A 21532-nucleotide genomic window follows, 5' to 3' on the forward strand; every position below is an offset into this window, starting at 1 on the left:
CTTCAACACCCTATCATTAGCCAAACATTCTAGCGAGTTTTGACTAGTCTTTACACTGTAAATTAGACCGGTTTACGGCGCCTGGCGAATTCACTCCCTACAAACTCCAATAATTACCAACACAATAGCGCACGCTTACTCTTCCCCCAAATTAGAACTGATAAAGCCCCCGATGACTAATCGAGTAGCACCAGCAAACCCTGGACCCCGTTACCCCTAAAAAAGGCCGCAAAAAAAGCGGTCTTTTCTTCGAGAGCACCGATTATTCGATGATCTTCGCTACAACACCAGCACCAACCCTACTTCCACGTTATTCGGGCTGCACCCTCTCACACTCCCTAGGGTCGGGGCCGCCCTACACAACGGGCGTTCAAACAGGCTTTGCCTGCTTGTCACTCCGCTCAGCTGGCCTTAACTACCCCTCATAATGAAAAAGGGCCGCCAATGGCGACCCTTCTCTTTTACCTTGTTACTGGTTACAAAAATTACTCAATAATTTTTGCTACAACACCAGCACCAACCGTACGGCCACCTTCGCGGATAGCGAAGCGCAAACCTTCGTCCATCGCGATGGGGTTGATCAGCGTAACTGTCATTTGAATGTTGTCGCCTGGCATTACCATTTCAACACCTTCTGGCAGCTCACACGCACCCGTGATATCCGTTGTACGGAAGTAAAACTGTGGACGGTAACCTTTGAAGAATGGTGTATGACGACCACCTTCATCTTTACCCAACACATAAACTTCTGCTTCAAACGTCGTGTGTGGCTTGATTGAACCTGGCTTACACAATACCTGACCGCGCTCTACTTCTTCACGCTTGGTACCGCGTAACAAGGCACCGATGTTCTCACCTGCGCGACCTTCGTCAAGCAGCTTGCGGAACATTTCAACACCGGTACAGGTGGTAGTTTGGGTGTCACGAATACCAACGATTTCTACTGAATCACCGGTGTTAACGATACCGCGCTCAACACGACCGGTAACAACCGTACCACGACCAGAGATTGAAAATACGTCTTCGATTGGCATGATGAAGTCACCATCGATCGCACGCTCTGGCTCAGGAATGTAAGAATCCAGAGTCTCAAGTAATTTCTTAACAGCGCTTGTGCCCAACTCATTGTCGTCTTTGCCTTCCAGTGCCATCAACGCAGAACCTGGGATAATTGGCGTGTCGTCACCTGGGAATTCGTACTGGTCAAGCAGCTCACGCAGCTCCATTTCTACCAGCTCAAGCATTTCGTTATATTCTTCTGAACCCGCACCGCCACAATCTTCAGCCAGCAAGTCCGCTTTGTTCAGGAATACCACAACGTAAGGTACGCCAACCTGACGCGACAACAAGATGTGCTCACGGGTCTGTGGCATTGGGCCATCAGTCGCACCACATACCAGAATCGCACCATCCATCTGCGCAGCACCAGTGATCATGTTTTTAACGTAATCAGCGTGTCCTGGACAGTCAACGTGGGCGTAGTGACGCTCAGGCGTATCGTATTCAACGTGTGACGTCGCAATTGTAATACCGCGCTCACGCTCTTCAGGGGCGTTATCGATGTTAGCGAAATCTACCGCTTTACCGCCAAATACTTCTGACGCTACGCGTGTCAATGCCGCTGTTAATGTTGTTTTACCATGGTCAACGTGTCCGATTGTACCTACGTTGACGTGTGGTTTGGTGCGTTCAAATTTTTCCTTAGCCACAGCTAAATACCTCGTCAATTGTTAAAAGAAAGTTAACCATTTTCTAACCCATATTTTTTGCGATAATGGCATCCGCAATATTTTTTGGTGCCGGAGAGTATTTCTCAAACTCCATAGTGAACGTAGCCCGCCCCTGAGTTGCCGAACGCAAATCAGTTGCATAACCAAACATTTCACCCAGTGGCACCTCAGCATCAACAACTTTGCCAACAGCATTGTCGCTCATACCTAAAATCATCCCGCGACGACGGTTCAAATCACCAACCACGTCACCCATGTTTTCTTCAGGGGTTACCACTTCTACTTTCATGATAGGTTCCAGCAGCTGAGCGCCGCCTACCTGAGCCAGCTTTTTAGTTGCCATAGAAGCCGCAACTTTAAACGCCATTTCATTGGAATCCACATCATGGAAAGATCCATCATACAGAGTAGCCTTCAGGCCGAGCAGCGGATAACCCGCCAACACGCCATTTTGCATCTGCTCTGCAATACCTTTTTCAACGGCCGGAATATATTCGCGGGGAACCGAACCACCGACTATTTCATTTACAAATTCCAGACCTTCAGCATTGGCATCCTGACCAGGCTCAAACTTCACCCAGACATGTCCATACTGACCGCGACCACCCGACTGTCGCACAAACTTACCTTCTATCTCTGAAATATTTGCTATCGATTCGCGGTAAGCAACTTGCGGCTTGCCGATATTCGCCTCCACACTAAATTCACGTCGCATCCGATCAACCAAGATATCAAGGTGCAATTCACCCATACCAGAAATAATCGTTTGCCCGGTTTCTTCATCCGTTTTAACGCGGAAAGAAGGGTCTTCCTGCGCTAGCTTACCTAGCGCAATACCCATTTTATCTTGATCTGCTTTTGAACGAGGCTCTACCGCTACCGATATAACCGGCTCGGGAAACTCCATCCGCTCAAGTATAATTCTTTCGTTTTCGTCGCATAAGGTATCGCCGGTAGTCACATCTTTTAGCCCAACCGCTGCCGCGATATCACCCGCCAATACTTCTTTAATTTCATTTCTATCATTGGCGTGCATTTGCACCATGCGGCCAACACGTTCTTTTTTCTGTTTCACTGAATTGTAAACCGCGCTACCACTGGTAAGCGTACCGGAGTACACACGGAAGAATGTTAGCGTACCAACAAAAGGGTCAGTCGCAATTTTGAAAGCTAGCGCTGCAAACGGTGCTTTATCATCCGCTTCTCGGGTGGCCAGCGTTTCTTCTTTGTCATCCAGCGTGCCTTCAATGGCTTTAACTTCTGCCGGGGATGGTAAATACTGAATAACAGCATCCAGCATTGCCTGTACACCTTTATTCTTAAAGGCTGAACCACCAAACACAGGCACTATTTCATTAGCGAGAGTACGCTTGCGAATACCCGCAATAATTTCTTCTTCGCTCAGATCGCCATCTTCAAGATACTTCTCCATCAGCTCGTCGTTAGCTTCAGCAGCAGCTTCAATCATATGCTCGCGCATCGCTTCGCACTTTTCGACAAGGTCTGCGGGAATTTCGGCATAATCAAAGGTCATCCCCTGATCATCTTCATTCCATAAAATAGCTTTCATCTTGACCAGATCGACGACGCCCTTAAACTCATCTTCGGCACCGATGGTCATTTGCATGGGCACAGCAACAGCAGCTAAGCGCTCACCCAACTGATCAATAACACTTTGAAAATTAGCACCGGTGCGATCCATCTTATTGACGAATACCATACGCGGTACTTCATATTTGTTTGCCTGACGCCATACTGTTTCTGTTTGGGGCTGTACACCGGACGAGCCACACAACACAACCACTGCACCATCCAACACCCGCAAAGACCGCTCTACCTCAATAGTGAAATCAACGTGCCCGGGGTATCGATAATATTAATGCGGTGTTGCTCAAACTGCTGCTGCATACCCGCCCAAAAACAGGTAGTGGCAGCTGAGGTAATAGTAATACCACGCTCCTGCTCCTGCTCCATCCAGTCCATAGTGGCAGCGCCATCATGTACCTCACCAATTTTGTGAGATAGCCCGGTATAGAACAGCACGCGCTCGGTAGTTGTGGTTTTACCCGCATCTACGTGTGCACAGATACCAATGTTTCGGTAACGAGCAATAGGCGTCTGACGTGCCACTGTTAAATCCTCATTAGCAGATAAGCTAAATTTTTAGTTAGGTTTAAACTTTATCAACACAAGTTAAAAACCAGTGTTTTTTAAAGCTCAAAGGCGCTTCTACGAATAGAAACGCCTTGGCTTGTTTCTCACACGGATACGCCAGTAACTGCCGTATCCAAACACCACTTACTTTAAAAGCGGTAGTGCGAGAACGCTTTGTTGGCTTCTGCCATACGGTGAACATCTTCACGCTTTTTAACCGCAGAGCCTTTACCCTGTGATGCGTCGATGATCTCACCCGCCAAACGCTGGCGCATGGACTTTTCACCACGACCACGTGAGTACTCTACCAACCAGCGCATAGCCAAAGCCGCGCGACGTGATGGACGTACTTCAACAGGTACCTGGTAAGTTGCACCACCAACACGGCGAGATTTAACCTCAACCATTGGCGCGATATTTTCTAAGGCTTCATCGAAAGCTTCGATGGGATCTTTGTTCATTTTTTCTTTAACAATATCCAAAGCACCGTAAACGATACTTTCAGCAACTGATTTTTTACCACTGACCATCACGTGGTTCATGAACTTGGCTAGCGTGAGATTGCCGAATTTAGGATCAGGCAGGATCTCGCGTTTCGCGACGACTCTTCTTCTTGGCATAGTTTTAGCCCTTTTCTTCAGGTTATCCAAACACTGTTTTGCCAGATGCCCTGTGTCTACTGGAGACGGAAGTGGGCGAGTGGGTTAGCAGGGGTTTGGCCTTACTAAGGTTGAAATAAAATTTTAAAGTTTTGCAGTCTTCACTGTAAAACCCATTAGAACCGAAAAACGTATTGGCAGCTTATAGCCTCGTTACTGCCGACGAGTTCCTGTGGGCTGCACCCCCAGAAAAACCTGATATCAGATTACTTAGGACGCTTGGCACCATACTTGGAACGACCCTGCCGACGGGCAGCGACTCCAGAAGTATCCAAACTACCGCGAACTGTGTGATAACGCACACCCGGTAAATCCTTAACACGACCACCGCGAATCAACACAACACTGTGCTCTTGCAAGTTGTGACCTTCACCACCGATGTATGAAGTCACTTCATAACCGTTGGTCAAGCGCACACGACATACCTTACGCAGAGCAGAGTTTGGTTTCTTCGGCGTAGTAGTATAAACACGAGTGCATACACCACGGCGCTGCGGACAAGCCTGCAAAGCAGGAACGTCGCTTTTTTGAACCTTACGTTTTCTCGGCTTACGAACCAACTGGTTGATCGTTGCCATTAAACAAACTCCAAATTTATATGTAAAACTTCTAAACCACCTAGTGCAGAACCAAGCTACAGCTCTTCAATAAGCAGCGGGATTAACAACCACCAAAGCGGGGCTAATCCGTTAAAAGCGGAGCGCGGATTGTATAGATGCGCCCTCCACCAGTCAATAGCTGAAATCTTATGGCTGTTACTGAAACCTTCCCTAAAGGGGTTAGCTCAGCAACATTCATTCAGTTTCTGCCGATTTAGCCCTCTTCCTTAAGCGCCTCCGTTAATGCCGCCTCTATATCGGCTGCACTTACGGTCACTTCTTCATTAGCTGCTAACGCCTCTTCCTTACGGCGCTTGCGTCCAGCATGGTATGCCAAACCGGTGCCTGCGGGAATCAATCGACCTACAACTACGTTCTCTTTCAAGCCACGCAGATAGTCACGCTTACCGGTTACTGCCGCCTCGGTCAATACGCGGGTAGTTTCCTGGAACGAGGCCGCAGAGATAAACGACTCTGTTGCCAACGATGCCTTGGTAATACCCAACAACATACGCTCGAAATTCGCACCAACTTTATCATTCGCTGCCAAAAGTTCGTTTTCTTCCAACAAACGGTTGTACTCGATCTGCTCACCCTTGATCAGACTGGAATCACCTGAGGTAGTAATTTCAACTTTACGCAACATCTGGCGACAAATGACCTCGATGTGCTTATCGTTAATTTTTACACCCTGTAGACGGTAAACATCCTGGATCTCGTTAGTGATGTACTTCGCCAACTCTTCTACGCCTTTCAGTCGCAGAATATCGTGCGGACTTGGCGGACCCTCAGATACCACCTCACCTTTTTCTACGTGCTCACCTTCAAACACGCTCAAAGTACGCCATTTATGAATCAACGACTCATAGTGATCTGCGCCCTTGTAAGTAGAACCATCAGTAGGCGTAATCACCAAACGACGCTTACCTTTGGTTTCTTTACCAAAGCTCACAGTACCGGAGATTTCCGCAAGAATTGCAGGCTCCTTCGGCTTACGTGCTTCAAACAGGTCAGCAACACGTGGCAGACCACCGGTGATATCGCGGGTCTTTGAACTTTCCTGTGGAATACGAGCGATAACATCACCGATACCCACATCAGCACCATCGGTTAAACCAACCATAGCATTTGCTGGCAAGAAGTAGTGTGCAGGTACATTTGTTCCCGCTAGGCACAATTCCTTACCTTTGGCATCAACCAGGGTAACACCTGGACGAGTATCTTTACCTGCCGCTGGACGTTCAGCCGGATCAATAATAGAGATTGAACTTAAGCCGGTTAATTCGTCAGTCTGGCTGCGAACACTGATGCCCTCTTCCATACCACTGAATTTAACCTTACCGGCCACCTCAGTAATAATGGGGTGAGTGTGCGGATCCCAAGTAGCTACAATTTCTCCAGCAGCTACAGCGCCCTTGTCAGCCACCTTAATTAAAGCACCGTATGGCAGCTTATAACGCTCACGCTCACGACCTGCCGAGTCAGCCACTGCGATTTCGCCGGAACGGCTTACCGCAACAAAAGTACCATCGGCCTTTTCTGCCAACTTAACATTGTGCAGACGCACTACACCTTCTTGCTTAACTTGCACGCTATCAACTGCAGTTGCCCGTGATGCCGCGCCACCAATGTGGAAGGTGCGCATAGTCAACTGAGTACCTGGCTCACCAATAGACTGAGCCGCAATTACACCGACCGACTCACCCACATTAACCAAATGCCCACGAGCCAAATCACGGCCGTAACAAGTGGCGCACAAGCCATGGCGAGTCTCACAAGTGATCGGCGAACGCACGATAACTTCATCAACACCAATGGACTCCAACGTCATAACGTCTTTTTCATCCATAAACGAACCGGCAGGGAACGCCACTTCGCCAGTAGCTGGATTCACTATGTCGTTCACTAACACCCGACCCAACACGCGGTCACCTAGGGTTTCGATGATATCGCCACCCTCAATAACAGGCTTCATCAATAGCCCTTCGCTAGTACCACAATCGATATCAGTAACAACCAAATCCTGAGCCACATCGACTAAACGACGCGTCAAGTAACCAGAGTTTGCTGTCTTCAATGCAGTATCAGCCAGACCCTTACGAGCACCGTGAGTCGAGATGAAGTATTGCAAAATATTCAAACCTTCACGGAAGTTTGCGGTAATCGGCGTTTCAATGATCGAGCCATCTGGCTTGGCCATCAAACCACGCATACCCGCTAGCTGACGAATCTGTGCTGGTGAACCCCGCGCGCCGGAATCTGCGTACATAAAGACAGAGTTAAATGAATCCTGCTTCTCCTCTTCACCGTCGCGATTAATAACCGTTTCAGTTGAGATGCCATCCATCATCGACTTGGAAACCAAATCGTTAGCACGAGACCAGATATCAATAACTTTATTGTATTTCTCACCCTGCGTTACCAGACCTGAGGCATACTGTTTTTCAATTTCTTTTACTTCATTCTCTGCACTACCAATGATATTGGCTTTTGCCGCTGGAATTGCAAAATCATTAACACCAATAGATGAACCAGAACGCGTTGAATAGGCAAAACCCGAATACATTAATTGGTCAGCAAAAATAACTGTGGCTTTCAATCCGACTCGACGGTAACACTCGTTAAGAACTCGCGAGATCGCTTTCTTCACCATTGGGTGATTGACCAAAGAAAAAGGTAACCCTTTAGGCACTACTTGCCACAACAACACACGACCAACTGTGGTATCAACTATTGAAGTAACTTCTTCCAGCTCGCCAGTCTCTTCATTTTTAGTTGTCTCAGAAATACGACACTTTATGCGAGCCTGTAAATGCACTGTCCGCGTGTTATAGGCGCGATGCACTTCTTGCGCGTCGGAAAAGGTCATACCCTCCCCTGCAACATTGATACACGAGCGGGTCATCCAGTACAAACCCAACACCACATCCTGAGAAGGAACGATGATAGGCTCACCATTCGCTGGTGACAGGATGTTATTGGTAGACATCATTAGCGCACGTGCTTCCAACTGAGCTTCGATAGTCAGTGGCACGTGTACCGCCATTTGGTCACCATCAAAGTCAGCGTTGTACGCCGCACACACTAATGGATGCAACTGAATAGCCTTACCTTCAATAAGTACAGGCTCAAACGCCTGAATACCCAAACGGTGCAAGGTTGGTGCGCGGTTAAGCATAACCGGATGCTCGCGGATAACATCAGCGAGGATATCCCATACTTCTGGCGGCTCACGCTCAACCATTTTCTTGGCAGCTTTAATAGTTGTCGCCAAACCGCGAGCTTCCAATTTACCAAAAATAAACGGCTTGAATAATTCCAACGCCATTTTTTTCGGCAGACCACATTGGTGCAGCTTTAACGTAGGCCCAACAACAATGACCGAACGGCCAGAGTAATCAACACGCTTACCTAACAAATTCTGACGGAAGCGACCCTGCTTACCTTTGATCATATCGGCCAAAGATTTCAGCGGACGCTTATTAGAACCGGTAATAGCACGACCACGACGACCGTTATCCAACAGCGCATCAACAGACTCTTGCAGCATACGCTTTTCGTTGCGAACAATAATGTCTGGCGCGTTTAGATCTAACAGGCGCTTTAAGCGGTTGTTACGGTTAATGACGCGACGATACAAATCGTTCAAGTCAGATGTTGCAAAACGACCACCGTCCAACGGTACTAATGGACGCAAATCAGGTGGTAGAACCGGCAATGCATTCAGGATCATCCATTCAGCTTTATTACCAGAAGACTGTAACGCCTCCATCAGTTTCAAACGCTTGGATAATTTTTTAATCTTTGTTTCAGAGTTGGTCGCTGGAATTTCTTCACGCAGTGTATTCACTACTTCATCAACATCGATGTCTTGCATCAGGCGCTGAACAGCCTCGGCACCCATCATTGCTTCGAAGTCGTCACCGAATTCTTCCATCGCCTCATAATAGCCTTCATCCGTCAGCATCTGGCCACGCTCTAAAGTGGTCATACCTGGATCAATAACCACATAAGATTCGAAATACAAAATACGCTCAATGTCACGCAGTGTCATATCCAGCAACAAACCAATACGGCTGGGCAATGATTTCAAAAACCAAATATGCGCAACCGGGCTAGCCAGTTCAATGTGGCCCATGCGGTCGCGGCGAACTTTTGCCAGCGCCACTTCAACGCCACATTTTTCACAAATAACACCGCGATGTTTTAATCGCTTGTATTTTCCACAGAGACATTCGTAATCTTTTACCGGGCCAAAAATCTTGGCACAGAACAAGCCATCACGCTCCGGCTTAAAAGTTCGATAATTAATAGTCTCTGGCTTTTTCACTTCACCATAAGACCAAGAGCGAATCATCTCCGGTGAGGCCAAGCCTATGCGGATAGAGTCAAACTCGTCGTTTTGATCTTTTTTCAGTAAATTTAATAAGTCTTTCACGCCGTTCCTCCGTTATGAAGGGACTCTTTATAGAGCCCCACATAATCGCTTGTCGATGGTTTCGTTATTCAGTGTCCAATTCCATATTGATACCCAGAGAACGAATCTCCTTGAGCAATACGTTAAAGGACTCAGGCATACCAGGCTCCATGCGCTGGTCACCATCAACGATGTTTTTGTACATCTTAGTACGACCGGCTACGTCATCCGACTTAACCGTTAACATTTCCTGCAAGGTGTAAGCGGCACCGTATGCTTCCAGTGCCCATACTTCCATCTCACCGAAACGCTGACCACCGAATTGAGCTTTACCACCCAGTGGTTGCTGCGTAACAAGACTGTATGAACCGGTAGAACGCGCGTGCATCTTATCGTCTACCAAGTGGTTCAATTTCAGCATATACATGTAGCCGACGGTGGTTTTGCGATCAAAGGCTTCACCACTACGACCATCATATAATTGCATCTGTCCGCTATCAGGCAGATCAGCCAATCTCAGCAGATTCTTAACTTCTTCTTCGGTGGCGCCGTCAAATACTTGCGTGGCCATTGGCACACCACCGCGCAGATTACCCGCCATTTCGAAAAGCTCATCATCGGTAAATGATTTCAGGTCTTCGTTGCGGCCGTCATCACCGTTATAGATCGCTTCAAGGAACTTACGCAACTCAGCAATCTTGCGCTCACCCCGTAACATTTCGTCAATCTTTTCGCCCAGACCTTTAGCCGCAAGGCCAAGGTGAGTTTCAAGTATCTGACCAACGTTCATCCGCGAAGGTACACCCAACGGGTTAAGCACGATATCTACCGGCTCGCCATGCTCGTTATAAGGCATATCTTCAACTGGCATAATGACCGAGATAACACCCTTGTTACCATGACGACCCGCCATTTTATCGCCAGGCTGAATCCGACGTTTGATAGCCAGATACACCTTAACAACTTTCAACACACCTGGAGCCAGATCATCACCACTTTGCAGTTTGCGTTTTTTATCTTCAAAACGCGCTTCCAGCAAAGCTTTCTGATCGGCTAACTGGCCTTCCGCTGCATCCAGCTGACCATTCAATGCATCATCTGCAAAGCGCAGTTTAAACCACTGATCTTTTTCCAAACCATCCAGCATTTCATCATCAACAGCAGCACCTTTCTTAATGCCTGCACCACTGACAACTTTCTGACCTGACAAAGACTTGCGTAATAATGCATAGGTTGCACTTTCTACAATGCGGTATTCTTCGTTTAAATCTTTTCGGTATTGATTCAACTGTGATTTTTCGATTTCACGAGCGCGCTGGTCTTTTTCCAGACCATCACGGGTGAAAACCTGCACATCAATAACCGTACCTTTTACTGATGAAGGTACGCGCAAAGACGTATCTTTAACATCAGAGGCTTTCTCACCGAAGATCGCACGCAGTAGTTTTTCTTCTGGTGTTAGTTGGGTTTCGCCTTTTGGTGTAACTTTACCCACCAAAATATCACCAGCAGCTACTTCAGCACCGATATAAACAATACCTGACTCATCCAGCTTACCTAATGCACCTTCACCAACATTGGGAATATCGGACGTCACTTCTTCTGATCCCAATTTAGTATCACGAGCGATACAGGTTAATTCCTGAATGTGAATAGTAGTAAAGCGATCTTCTTTTACTACCCGCTCAGAAACTAATATCGAATCCTCAAAGTTGTAACCATTCCAGGGCATAAAGGCGATGCGCATGTTTTGCCCCAGCGCCAGCTCGCCCAAATCAACTGAAGGACCGTCAGCCAGAATATCACCACGCTCAATCATGTCACCCTCTTTAACAATTGGGCGCTGATTAATACAGGTGTTCTGGTTAGAACGGGTGTATTTGGTCAAGTTATAGATATCAACCGGAGGCTGACCATCTTCAACTTCAGTGTTGTTAACGCGAACCACGATCCGTCCAGAATCAACACTGTCAACGATACCGCCACGATGTGCCACTTTGCATACACCGGAGTCAGCCGCTACATAGCGCTCAATACCAGTACCCACTAATGGCTTTTCCGAAATCAGAGTCGGTACTGCCTGACGCTGCATGTTTGAGCCCATTAATGCCCGGTTGGCATCATCGTGCTCCAGGAATGGGATCAATGCTGCAGCAATCGAAACTACCTGCTTCGGCGACACGTCCATATATTGAACTTCAGACGGCGTCTTAACAGTAAATTCATTTTGATGACGAACCGCTACCAGATCGTCAACCAACTTCTTGTTTTTATCCAGCTTTGCCGAAGCCTGTGCGATGACATACTCAGCTTCGTTAATCGCAGATAAATATTCAATTTCATCGGTAGCAACGCCATTCACCACTTTACAATACGGGCTTTCAAGAAAACCGTAATCGTTAGTGCGAGCATAAGTTGCCAAAGAGTTAATCAAACCAATGTTTGGACCTTCAGGTGTTTCGATCGGACAAACGCGACCATAATGCGTCGGGTGAACGTCACGCACTTCAAAACCAGCACGCTCACGAGTCAAACCACCTGGCCCCAATGCAGAAACACGACGCTTGTGCGTGATTTCAGACAAGGGGTTATTCTGATCCATAAACTGCGATAACTGCGAAGAACCAAAGAATTCTTTCACTGCCGCAGCTACTGGCTTGGCATTAATCATATCCTGAGGCATCAAGCCTTCGGACTCAGCCATAGATAAGCGTTCTTTTACTGCACGCTCAACACGAACCAAACCTACGCGGAATTGATTCTCGGCCATCTCGCCAACCGAACGTACCCGGCGATTACCCAAGTGGTCGATATCATCAACCACACCTTTACCATTACGAATAGAAACCAGCGTTTTCATTACTGCAACGATATCATCGTTACTTAATATGCCGTCACCGGTAACGTCTTCGCGACCCAAGCGACGGTTAAACTTCATGCGACCAACAGTCGACAAGTCATAACGCTCAGGAGAGAAGAATAAGTTCTGGAACAAGTTTTCGGCAGACTCTTTGGTTGGCGGTTCACCAGGACGCATCATCCGGTAAATTTCTACCAACGACTCAAGCTCATTACGGGAAGGATCGATGCGCAGCGTATCACTAATGAATGGACCACAATCCAATTCATTGGTGTAGATAGTTTCGATGGATTTAACTCCAGCTTCACTCAACTGCTCCAATACTTCTTCAGTAAGCTCAGTATTACACTCAACTAAAATCTCACCGGTTTTTTCATCAACAACATTTTTCGCTAATGAACGACCCAGGATATACTCCTCGGGTACTGGCAAAGATTTCTGCTTTTCTTTTTCGATCTGATTAATGTGGCGCGCAGTAATGCGGCGACCCGTTTCAACCAATACCGAACCACCCTTGCCAATAATATCAAAGGAGGCCACTTCACCACGAAGACGCTCAGGGATAAGCGCCATCTTGAAAGTACCATCTTTAGCCACAGTAAATTCATCAACATCATAAAACATGTCGAGGATTTCTTCCGAGCTATAACCTAAAGCGCGCAGCAGAATAGTCGCTGGCAATTTACGACGGCGATCGATACGCACGTAAACCATATCTTTTGGATCAAATTCAAAATCCAACCATGATCCACGGTAAGGAATAATACGCGCGGAATAAAGCAACTTGCCCGAAGAGTGCGTCTTACCCTTATCGTGATCAAAGAATACGCCCGGTGAACGGTGCAACTGAGAGACTATTACGCGCTCGGTACCATTGATAACGAAGGTACCGTTTTCAGTCATCAATGGGATTTCACCCATGTAGACTTCCTGCTCTTTAATATCTTTGATGGTTTTGCTAGCTGATTCTTTATCGTAGATAATCAACCGTACTTTAACCCGGAGAGGAACCGCGTAGGTAACACCACGCAACTGACACTCAGAGACATCAAACGCCGGAGCACCTAACGCATAATCAACATATTCAAGCGCAGCACTGCCAGAATAACTAACAATAGGGAATACTGACTTAAACGCAGCATGCAACCCCACATCATCGCGCTTACCGATGGTGCTATTGTCTTGAGTGAATTTTTTGTACGAATCCAACTGTATCGCCAGTAAGTACGGGACATCCATAACATGGGACATCTTACCGAAATCCTTACGGATACGTTTTTTCTCTGTATACGAGTAGGCCATTAGCGCTCCCCAGCTTTCGTTGCTGATCAATATCCAGGCGGGATAAAGATCATCACAGTCCTGACATCAGGTCTTTCTTTTTGTTTTTACCGCAGCTCATTCCGCAGTAATAAACAAGTCGATTTTTTGCATGCTATGACTAGTTTTTATTTACAAAAAAACCAAAAACAAACAAAAAACCTATAAACAGAAAAAGGCCGATAGAAAAACCCAAAGATTTTTCCATCAGCCCGGCACTTTTTAGTGAAATTCTACGCCGTTTTTACGCAAGCAGAACTCCTCAATAAAGTGCTTATGCTACTTGCTTACTTAAGTTCGGCAGTTGCACCAGCTTCAACAAGCTGCTTAACAGCGTCATCAGCTGCATCTTTCGCCGCACCTTCCAAGATTGTCGCAGGCGCACCATCAACCATACCCTTGGCTTCTTTCAAGCCTAGGCCAGTGATCGCACGTACCGCTTTGATAACATTTACTTTCTTGTCACCAGCGCCAGTCAATACTACGTCAAACTCAGTTTTCTCTTCGGCAGCAGCACCAGCGTCACCGCCAGCAGGGCCTGCAGCTACAGCAGCCGCTGCAGATACGCCGAATTTTTCTTCCATTGCTTCAATCAGTGCAACAACATCTTTAACTGACATTTCAGCAACTGCATTGATGATATCTTCTTGAGATAAAGACATGATTCAGTTCCTATTTCTTTGAGCGCGTTACAAACAACACTCGGTAAATTCAATAAAAGCAGACAACTTACTCACATAACAGCAAGCAAGATTAAGCAGCTTCCGATTCTTTTTGGTCGCGAATGGCCGCAATAGTGCGAACCAATTTTCCAGCAGATGCTTCTTTCATCACGCTCATCAGCTTGGCGATAGCTTCGTCGAATGTTGGCAATGTTGCCAATACCGCGATATCTGTCACTTCACCGTCAAAGGCGGCAGCCTTCAACTCTAGCTTTTCATTATCTTTAGCGAAAGCACGCAAGATGCGCGCACCGGCACCTGGATGTTCGTTAGAAAATGCAATCAGAGTTGGGCCAACAAAAGAGTCAACAAGACACTCATAAGCCGTACCTTCAACAGCACGCTTGGCTAGGGTATTACGCACTACACGCATATACACACCAGCTTCACGAGCCTCTTTACGCAGTGCCGTCATATCTACAACAGAAACGCCACGAGCATCGGCGACTACTGCAGATAAAGCACTTTGAGCAACTTGCTGGACTTCAGCGACAATTGCTTTTTTGTCTTCAAGTCCTATTGCCACAATATTTCTCCAGAATTAGATAAACACTTAACAACTGTATTTATCGTTTCATTTTATGCCGTAAACATTAATATCAATGCCACAACAAATTGTTTCGGTGGTCACCCATTGCTATAGCCCCAAAAGAGACCGAACAACAAACTTCACCGTCTGCGTAGGCTTAACGCTGCCAATGGTAACCAACCCACCGCAACACATTTCATTAAGCCAGACCAATCATTAACCCTATAAATAAAGCAAAAGATTAACCTATAACACCTACGGTCTTTGACGGCCTGTTTATATTCTCGCTTGCGCTAAAACAGCAACAGACCACAAAGTTCCTTACCTTCTTTAGCTTAAACCTCTAAAGAAGACTGATCCAAAACCAAACCAGGCCCCATCGTTGAAGACAAAGTCATCTTCTTCAAATAAACACCTTTAGCCGCAGCAGGTTTGGCTTTTTTCAAATCTACAATCAACGCTTCCAGATTCTCTTTTAATGCCTTCACATCAAAAGCCAGCTTTCCGATAGCGCCGTGAATGATACCGTTTTTATCAATGCGATAACGCACCTGCCCAGCCTTGGCATTTTTAACCGCTGTTTCAACATCAGGCGTAACGGTACCCGTTTTTGGGTTTGGCATCAGACCACGAGGCCCAAGAATAGTACCCAAAGAACCTACTACCCGCATCGCTGCTGGCTCGGCAATAACAACATCAAAATCCAGAGCACCAGCCTTTACTTGCTCAGCCAAATCGTCCATACCGACAACATCAGCACCCGCAGCTGTTGCTTTCTCAGCATTTGCACCCTGAGCAAAAACAGCAACACGCACTTCAGAACCCGTACCATGGGGCAATGTGGTCGCTCCACGCACTACTTGATCCGACTTTTTCGCATCCAAACCCAAATTAACGGCAACATCGACTGTTTCACCGAATTTAACACTGGATACTTCTTTCAACAGAGCCACAGCTTCATCAATTGAATAAAGCTTACCTGCCTCTACTTTTTCATTAATTGTTTTTTGACGCTTAGTTAACTTAGCCATTACACCACACCCTCAGTTTCGATACCGGCGGCGCGAGCACTACCAGCAATTGTACGAACAGCCGCATCCATATCAGAAGCAGTCAAATCAGGCATTTTAGTCGTAGCAATTTCTTCCAATTGCGCACGGGTAATCTTGCCGACCTTCTTGGTATTGGGCGTACCTGAACCACTAGTAATACCCGCTGCCTTTTTCAGCAAAACTGAAGCCGGGGAGTCTTAGTGATAAAAGTGAAACTGCGATCGCTATACACACTGATCACAACAGGAATCGGCAGACCAGGCTCAACGCTTTGAGTCGCAGCGTTAAACGCCTTACAGAATTCCATAATATTGACACCATGCTGACCCAGAGCTGGGCCCACTGGCGGACTTGGATTAGCCTGACCGGCTTTTACTTGTAGCTTGATGTAAGCATCAACTTTTTTTGCCATTTTACTTCTCCTTTGGGTAGTAACGCCTCACGACTTTCAAGCTTTTACACTCTTGGCCGGTCACTGGCTCCCCAGTTTAAAAAAGCGACGCGTCACCCGGGACACGCCGCCACTACTAAAATCTTACGTTTTTTCTACTTGACCAAAATCCAGTTCAACTGGCGTAGAACGACCAAAAATCAAGACCGCCACATGCAGCTTGCTTTTTTCATAATTAACTTCTTCGACAACACCGTTGAAATCATTAAAAGGCCCATCGACAACGCGAACCATTTCACCAGGCTCAAATAACGTTTTCGGCTTGGGCGCCTCACCACTTTCGACGCGCTGCAATATAGTATTGGCTTCCGCCTCGGTAATTGGCGCAGGCTTATCCGCCTTACCACCAATGAAACCCATGACTCTTGGCGTCTCTTTAACCAAGTGCCAAGTATCATCACCCAACTCCATCTCCACCAACACATAGCCAGGGAAAAATTTACGCTCACTACGACGCTTTTGGCCGCCGCGCATTTCTACTACCTCTTCGGTCGGCACCAACACCTCACCGAACTTATCCTGCATACTGTGCAGCTCTATACGCTCTTTCAACGCATTCGCCACTTTCTTCTCATACCCGGAATAGGCGTGAACCACGTACCAACGCTTAGACATTCTTCACCCTCAAATTCTCTCTAGCGACCAAAACATCACGAGCCCTAGCCAATAACCAGAGAAACCAACCAACCCAGCAGACTATCCAAGCCCCACAGGATCAATGATGCAAGCAACACAAAACCCACCACAATAAATGTAGTCTGTGTCGATTCCTGACGCGTTGGCCATACCACTTTGCGTATTTCTGTTCTCGCTTCTTTTGCCAACTTCCAAAACGCCGAACCCTGCGAAGTCTGAGTGGCCACAAAAGCCGCAACTAACGAAATTGCTACAATACCCAATACACGGTATAACAACGACTGATCAGCGTAATAAACATTACCGCCCACAGCAGCGACAATCAGCAAAACGACCAACAGCCATTTCACCCCATCCAAACCGCCACTCTGTGTTTCTGTTTTTGCATTCATACCAAAAAACCTAGTGCTACTATTACCTACTAAGCACCACCCAACCCCACAAAACAAGATATCAGGCACTACCTTTCAAATACGCGTAAAGCACCGCTTCGCCAATCCGCGAAGTGATGCTTTATATAATGGCAGGCCAGGAGGGACTCGAACCCCCAACCACCGGTTTTGGAGACCGGTGCTCTACCAATTGAGCCACTGGCCTGTAATCACTCAGGCACTTGCCCCAAGCGTCAAACCTCTTACCGCCCTACTTCGCAAACCCGCCAAATCAGACTTCCGACAACGCAATGGACACTTCTTTATTGACACAAAGTACCACTACTAATATATGGAGCTCATAACCGGATTTGAACCGGTGACCTCTTCCTTACCAAGGAAGTGCTCTACCGACTGAGCTATATGAGCACAACCTTTTGTACTACACACCCCAATACTATCCAGAACACATAGACAAAGCTTGGAGCGGGTAGCGGGAATCGAACCCGCACCATCAGCTTGGAAGGCTGAGGTTCTACCATTGAACCATACCCGCTATATATCCATTCACCCTAGCAGCCTTCGCAACTAAACAATAAATGGTGGTGGGGGGTGGATTCGAACCACCGAAGCTTGCGCGTCAGATTTACAGTCTGATCCCTTTAGCCACTCGGGAACCCCACCACAGGGGCGGGCTAGACCTTACCCCACATCAAAGAGGGAAATGCCCTAACCAACCTTTACCAAAAAACATCCAACCTGAGCTGAGTTTCTAAGTACTCGTATTTAAAAGAGAAATTGGAGCTGGCGAGAGGAGTTGAACCCCCGACCGGCTGATTACAAGTCAGCTGCTCTACCAACTGAGCTACGCCAGCTACACACTCATTTTCAACGAGGCGGCATTCTAGTCGAAGTTGTTAGTCGACGCAATCTTATCGCAGTAATTTTTACGTCTTTCTAAACCCTTGTTTCCCTGCTTGATTTTATCCCACAGAGCATCTGAAAATTTGCTGTACTCACCACTATCAAATATCGCCCAGATTTCAGCTCGCGTACGGGGCACCACCTTGATAACAGCAGGATAGCCCTGCTCAATCCGTTGTTTGAGCACCTTGTCGGCACGCACCTTCTCAGTAAAGAATCCTAACGATATACCATCCGCGAGCTCGCCCTCAGTAATCAGAAAACTGTCAATTTTCTTCGCCTGCAGCTCGCGAAGCAATTTTATCGCGGCTTTACGTGACAGCTGCGGTGGCAAATGCACCCAATAATCCGGCTTACCCGGTATCTCTATAGCCTGCAGATGTAACGATATGTCCAATGCAGCCAAGCGGCTAACCACCTGCTTACCACTAATTTCTTCCTGAAACGGCCCAATAAGCCAACAAATACCAGCTTCCTCAGGCTCGGCAATGGCAACTTCTACGTTTTTAGCTGGGGCAGCAGCCTTTGCTACCAACTCATTACCATCACCTTGCTGAGGAACTTGATCAAGCTCTGACAATAACTGCAGTGTAGCTGTCTCACTATCCACAACACTAACACTGGTAGAAGGGGCCGCTATTTCGTTTTGCAGCAGATAATTTTGCCAAAGAAAATAGATGCCATTACACATCAACAAAACGATTAAGATCCAACGCACGCTATAAATTCCTTAAGTAACTTTTTAATTTTAGGGCAACAAATATTTAAGCCCATCCATCACCAGGTCAGGCACCCACATAATTTGATCAGCAATAACCTCAGGCAAGTGATGCAATATCACTTCTGCATCACCACCGGTCAGAAGTATGGCAAAGTCTTGGCCAATTCGCCTCCTCGCTTCATCAATTGCGATAGATACCGTACCAACCTGTGACGCAAGTATTCCAGCACTCACGCAAGTAGCTGTGTTAACACCAAAATCCAATCCTGAAGGCGACGCATTACTATCGAAAGACACGTTTGCTGTATCTTTAAGCAAGCTCGATTTCATGAGACTCTGACCGGGCACTATATAGCCCCCCAGATGACTGCCTTCATCATCAACAAGATCCACCGTGAGCGCACTCCCCGCATCCAACACCAAGACCGCTTTATTACACCGCTGGTAAGCAGCGACTAAAGCAGACCACCTATCAACCCCCAGCTTAGCTATATCGACGTACCCGCAACGCACACCGCCTGTATTACTTGCTGTCGCAGCCAACTCGGGCTTAAGTCCCCGCGCTATCAAACTAGCAGCCACCTCTTTCAATACATCTGGCGCCACCACACTAACAATTCGTACTCGATTAACCCCACTTAAAGACGGCCAACACAAGCCGTCGCGGTGAGCAAAACCACCAGCAGCAGTAATTTCGGTTGCATTTATCAATCGCCACTTACAACGTGTATTACCTACATCGCACTCCAAGATCATTTTTCCTCTCCTTCGTGCAATCGCAAACTAACCTCACCGCCATTAAATGTACGCACACCTCCTGCGGTTTCCAGCATCATTGCTCCGGCTTCATCTACGCCGATGGCATGCCCCAACACTCTCTCTTGCCCCAATATCATTGCCACTTTTTTTCCCTTAAAAGCATCCAGCAATTGCCAGCGATCACGATACAAAGCAAAACGATGCTGTTCGAAACCTGCTAGGACCGGCATTAATTCATTAAGTATTGCTGATAATAATTTATTTCTGTCAGCTGCTGAGGACTTAATAGATTGCACGTCAGTCCACGGCTGATCGATAACCATCGAGCCTGGCATTCTAACGTTCACCCCAACGCCAACGACCACCTGACAAGGCCCGGAAGGGTCGCCTGACATTTCCAATAAAATGCCAGCTAATTTATTCCCATTATGAAGCACATCATTAGGCCACTTGAGCCGGGCACCCTCAACGCCGTTTTTAGCTAACGCATCAACAACAGCAACCCCTACTGCGAGACTTAGTCCCTCTAAAGACATGGCCCCCGAAGCAAACTCCCACGCCACAGACAAATAAATGTTACCCGCATAAGGGCTCTGCCATGGTCGTCCTCGCCGCCCCTTTCCCGCTGTTTGTTGCTCAGCGAGACAAACATAGCCTCGGGCACCGCCTGCAGCCTTAGCCATTGCTCTATTATTGGTAGAGTCGATAACACCACAGACATCAACTTCGCCAACCAACCCTGAAGCCTCAACCGAGAGGTTACGTCTTATTTTTTCTTCACTTAATAAATCCAGCCCACCTGGAACACAATAACCTTTACCTTTTATAGACTCGAGCGGCAGATTCAGCTCTTCGATTTTTTTTAACTGCTTCCAAACAGCCGTACGCGACACACCCAACACACGACCTAAATCATCCCCGGAGTGGAAAAGGCCATCAGACAAAACCTTCAGCAATGTTTCTAAAGACATAAACAACCAGTTATTGTGACTCAGCGGCGGATAATAGCAAAGAACGCTGCCTCAGTACCTCCCCGGGTCAATAAACATTCTTACCGGACTCACGGCGTGATACCACTAAGCCCCTCACCGCATTGGCACACTAAAAAGCGCAGTTCTGGCAATAGAGGAATCACCTGCAAGCACCTCTGCGGGATCGTTACCCGATAAAGGACGCACACAGCAATCAATCACATTAAATAAAAAAGAAGTATAAAAAAAGAAGCCAGGAGGATTAAGCATCCGTGCTCAATCGCATTCCCTTGCAATCCCCCTCCTGGGTAACCCTCCTGGCTGTGTCAATCCCTGACACAGCGCTGATACTACGCAGGTCTATCTACAAAAGCTTGAACGTAGCTGCTATCTTTCCATGTTATTCGCGATAACGATCTTCCTAAGCATTGCAATTTGCTATTAGATGCCAACCCACCTAAATCACACCCATAAAAAAACGCCAGTACCTTCCGATACTGGCGTTCCTAATTAAAGCCTGGCGATGACCTACTCTCACATGGGGAAACCCCACACTACCATCGGCGAGGACACATTTCACTACTGAGTTCGGGATGGGGTCAGGTGGTTCCATGTCTCTATGGTCGCCAGGCAAACTGGCTTGGCTGAATGGTCTGT

The 21532-nt window shown here is 47.1% G+C and carries 13 protein-coding genes, 5 tRNA genes, 1 rRNA gene and 2 pseudogenes; all 21 read right to left on the reverse strand.

Annotation, left to right across the window (positions count from 1 at the left end):
• Positions 1-485: 485 nt before the first annotated feature.
• Complete coding sequence (gene tuf, locus UNITIG_RS21080; RefSeq protein ID WP_101759826.1) at positions 486-1709, reverse strand: elongation factor Tu; 1224 nt, start codon at positions 1707-1709, stop codon at positions 486-488.
• Between the two features lie 43 nt (positions 1710-1752).
• Positions 1753-3860 (reverse strand): annotated as a pseudogene (gene fusA / locus UNITIG_RS21085) (elongation factor G).
• 173 nt (positions 3861-4033) lie between these two features.
• Positions 4034-4504, reverse strand: coding sequence for a 30S ribosomal protein S7 (rpsG, locus tag UNITIG_RS21090; RefSeq protein WP_101760302.1), 471 nt, complete (start codon positions 4502-4504; stop codon positions 4034-4036).
• A gap of 245 nt (positions 4505-4749) precedes the next feature.
• Entirely contained in the window at positions 4750-5121 is a 372-nt protein-coding gene (rpsL, locus tag UNITIG_RS21095) for a 30S ribosomal protein S12 (RefSeq protein WP_101760303.1), read from the reverse strand.
• A gap of 235 nt (positions 5122-5356) precedes the next feature.
• Positions 5357-9580 (reverse strand): DNA-directed RNA polymerase subunit beta', encoded by a 4224-nt coding sequence (gene rpoC, locus UNITIG_RS21100; protein ID WP_101760304.1) that lies wholly within the window; start codon positions 9578-9580, stop codon positions 5357-5359.
• A 64-nt stretch (positions 9581-9644) separates the two neighbouring features.
• A complete protein-coding gene (rpoB, locus tag UNITIG_RS21105; RefSeq protein WP_101760305.1) occupies positions 9645-13721 on the reverse strand; it encodes a DNA-directed RNA polymerase subunit beta in 4077 nt (1358 codons plus the stop codon).
• A 305-nt stretch (positions 13722-14026) separates the two neighbouring features.
• Positions 14027-14401 (reverse strand): 50S ribosomal protein L7/L12, encoded by a 375-nt coding sequence (rplL, locus tag UNITIG_RS21110; RefSeq protein WP_101760306.1) that lies wholly within the window; start codon positions 14399-14401, stop codon positions 14027-14029.
• Between the two features lie 91 nt (positions 14402-14492).
• Positions 14493-14987 carry a 50S ribosomal protein L10 gene (gene rplJ / locus UNITIG_RS21115; protein ID WP_101760307.1) on the reverse strand — a complete coding sequence of 165 codons (495 nt, stop codon included), beginning with the start codon at positions 14985-14987 and terminating at the stop codon, positions 14493-14495.
• A 338-nt stretch (positions 14988-15325) separates the two neighbouring features.
• Positions 15326-16021 carry a 50S ribosomal protein L1 gene (gene rplA, locus UNITIG_RS21120; RefSeq protein ID WP_101760308.1) on the reverse strand — a complete coding sequence of 232 codons (696 nt, stop codon included), beginning with the start codon at positions 16019-16021 and terminating at the stop codon, positions 15326-15328.
• Positions 16021-16454: pseudogene (gene rplK, locus UNITIG_RS21125) on the reverse strand (50S ribosomal protein L11). The gene rplA and the pseudogene rplK overlap by 1 nt, the downstream one beginning before the upstream one ends.
• A gap of 123 nt (positions 16455-16577) precedes the next feature.
• A complete protein-coding gene (gene nusG / locus UNITIG_RS21130) occupies positions 16578-17108 on the reverse strand; it encodes a transcription termination/antitermination protein NusG (RefSeq protein ID WP_101760309.1) in 531 nt (176 codons plus the stop codon).
• 44 nt (positions 17109-17152) lie between these two features.
• The gene (gene secE / locus UNITIG_RS21135) at positions 17153-17521 is read right to left on the reverse strand and encodes a preprotein translocase subunit SecE (protein WP_101760310.1); all 369 of its coding nucleotides are present in this window, start codon (positions 17519-17521) and stop codon (positions 17153-17155) included.
• Between the two features lie 129 nt (positions 17522-17650).
• Positions 17651-17726 (reverse strand) — tRNA-Trp (locus tag UNITIG_RS21140).
• 127 nt (positions 17727-17853) lie between these two features.
• Positions 17854-17929, reverse strand: a tRNA-Thr gene (locus UNITIG_RS21145).
• Positions 17930-17982: 53 nt separating this feature from the next.
• A tRNA-Gly gene (locus tag UNITIG_RS21150) sits at positions 17983-18056 on the reverse strand.
• Positions 18057-18100: 44 nt separating this feature from the next.
• Positions 18101-18184, reverse strand: a tRNA-Tyr gene (locus tag UNITIG_RS21155).
• A 115-nt stretch (positions 18185-18299) separates the two neighbouring features.
• A tRNA-Thr gene (locus UNITIG_RS21160) sits at positions 18300-18375 on the reverse strand.
• 29 nt (positions 18376-18404) lie between these two features.
• The gene (locus tag UNITIG_RS21165) at positions 18405-19142 is read right to left on the reverse strand and encodes an SPOR domain-containing protein (protein ID WP_101760311.1); all 738 of its coding nucleotides are present in this window, start codon (positions 19140-19142) and stop codon (positions 18405-18407) included.
• Positions 19143-19172: 30 nt separating this feature from the next.
• The gene (locus tag UNITIG_RS21170; protein ID WP_101760312.1) at positions 19173-19901 is read right to left on the reverse strand and encodes a type III pantothenate kinase; all 729 of its coding nucleotides are present in this window, start codon (positions 19899-19901) and stop codon (positions 19173-19175) included.
• Positions 19898-20875, reverse strand: coding sequence for a bifunctional biotin--[acetyl-CoA-carboxylase] ligase/biotin operon repressor BirA (gene birA, locus UNITIG_RS21175; RefSeq protein WP_101760313.1), 978 nt, complete (start codon positions 20873-20875; stop codon positions 19898-19900). The genes UNITIG_RS21170 and birA overlap by 4 nt, the downstream gene beginning before the upstream one ends.
• Before the next feature lie 515 nt (positions 20876-21390).
• A 5S ribosomal RNA gene (gene rrf, locus UNITIG_RS21180) occupies positions 21391-21506 on the reverse strand.
• Positions 21507-21532 lie beyond the last annotated feature (26 nt).

This window comes from Oceanicoccus sp. KOV_DT_Chl (assembly GCF_900120175.1).
Lineage (GTDB): Bacteria > Pseudomonadota > Gammaproteobacteria > Pseudomonadales > Dasaniaceae > Oceanicoccus.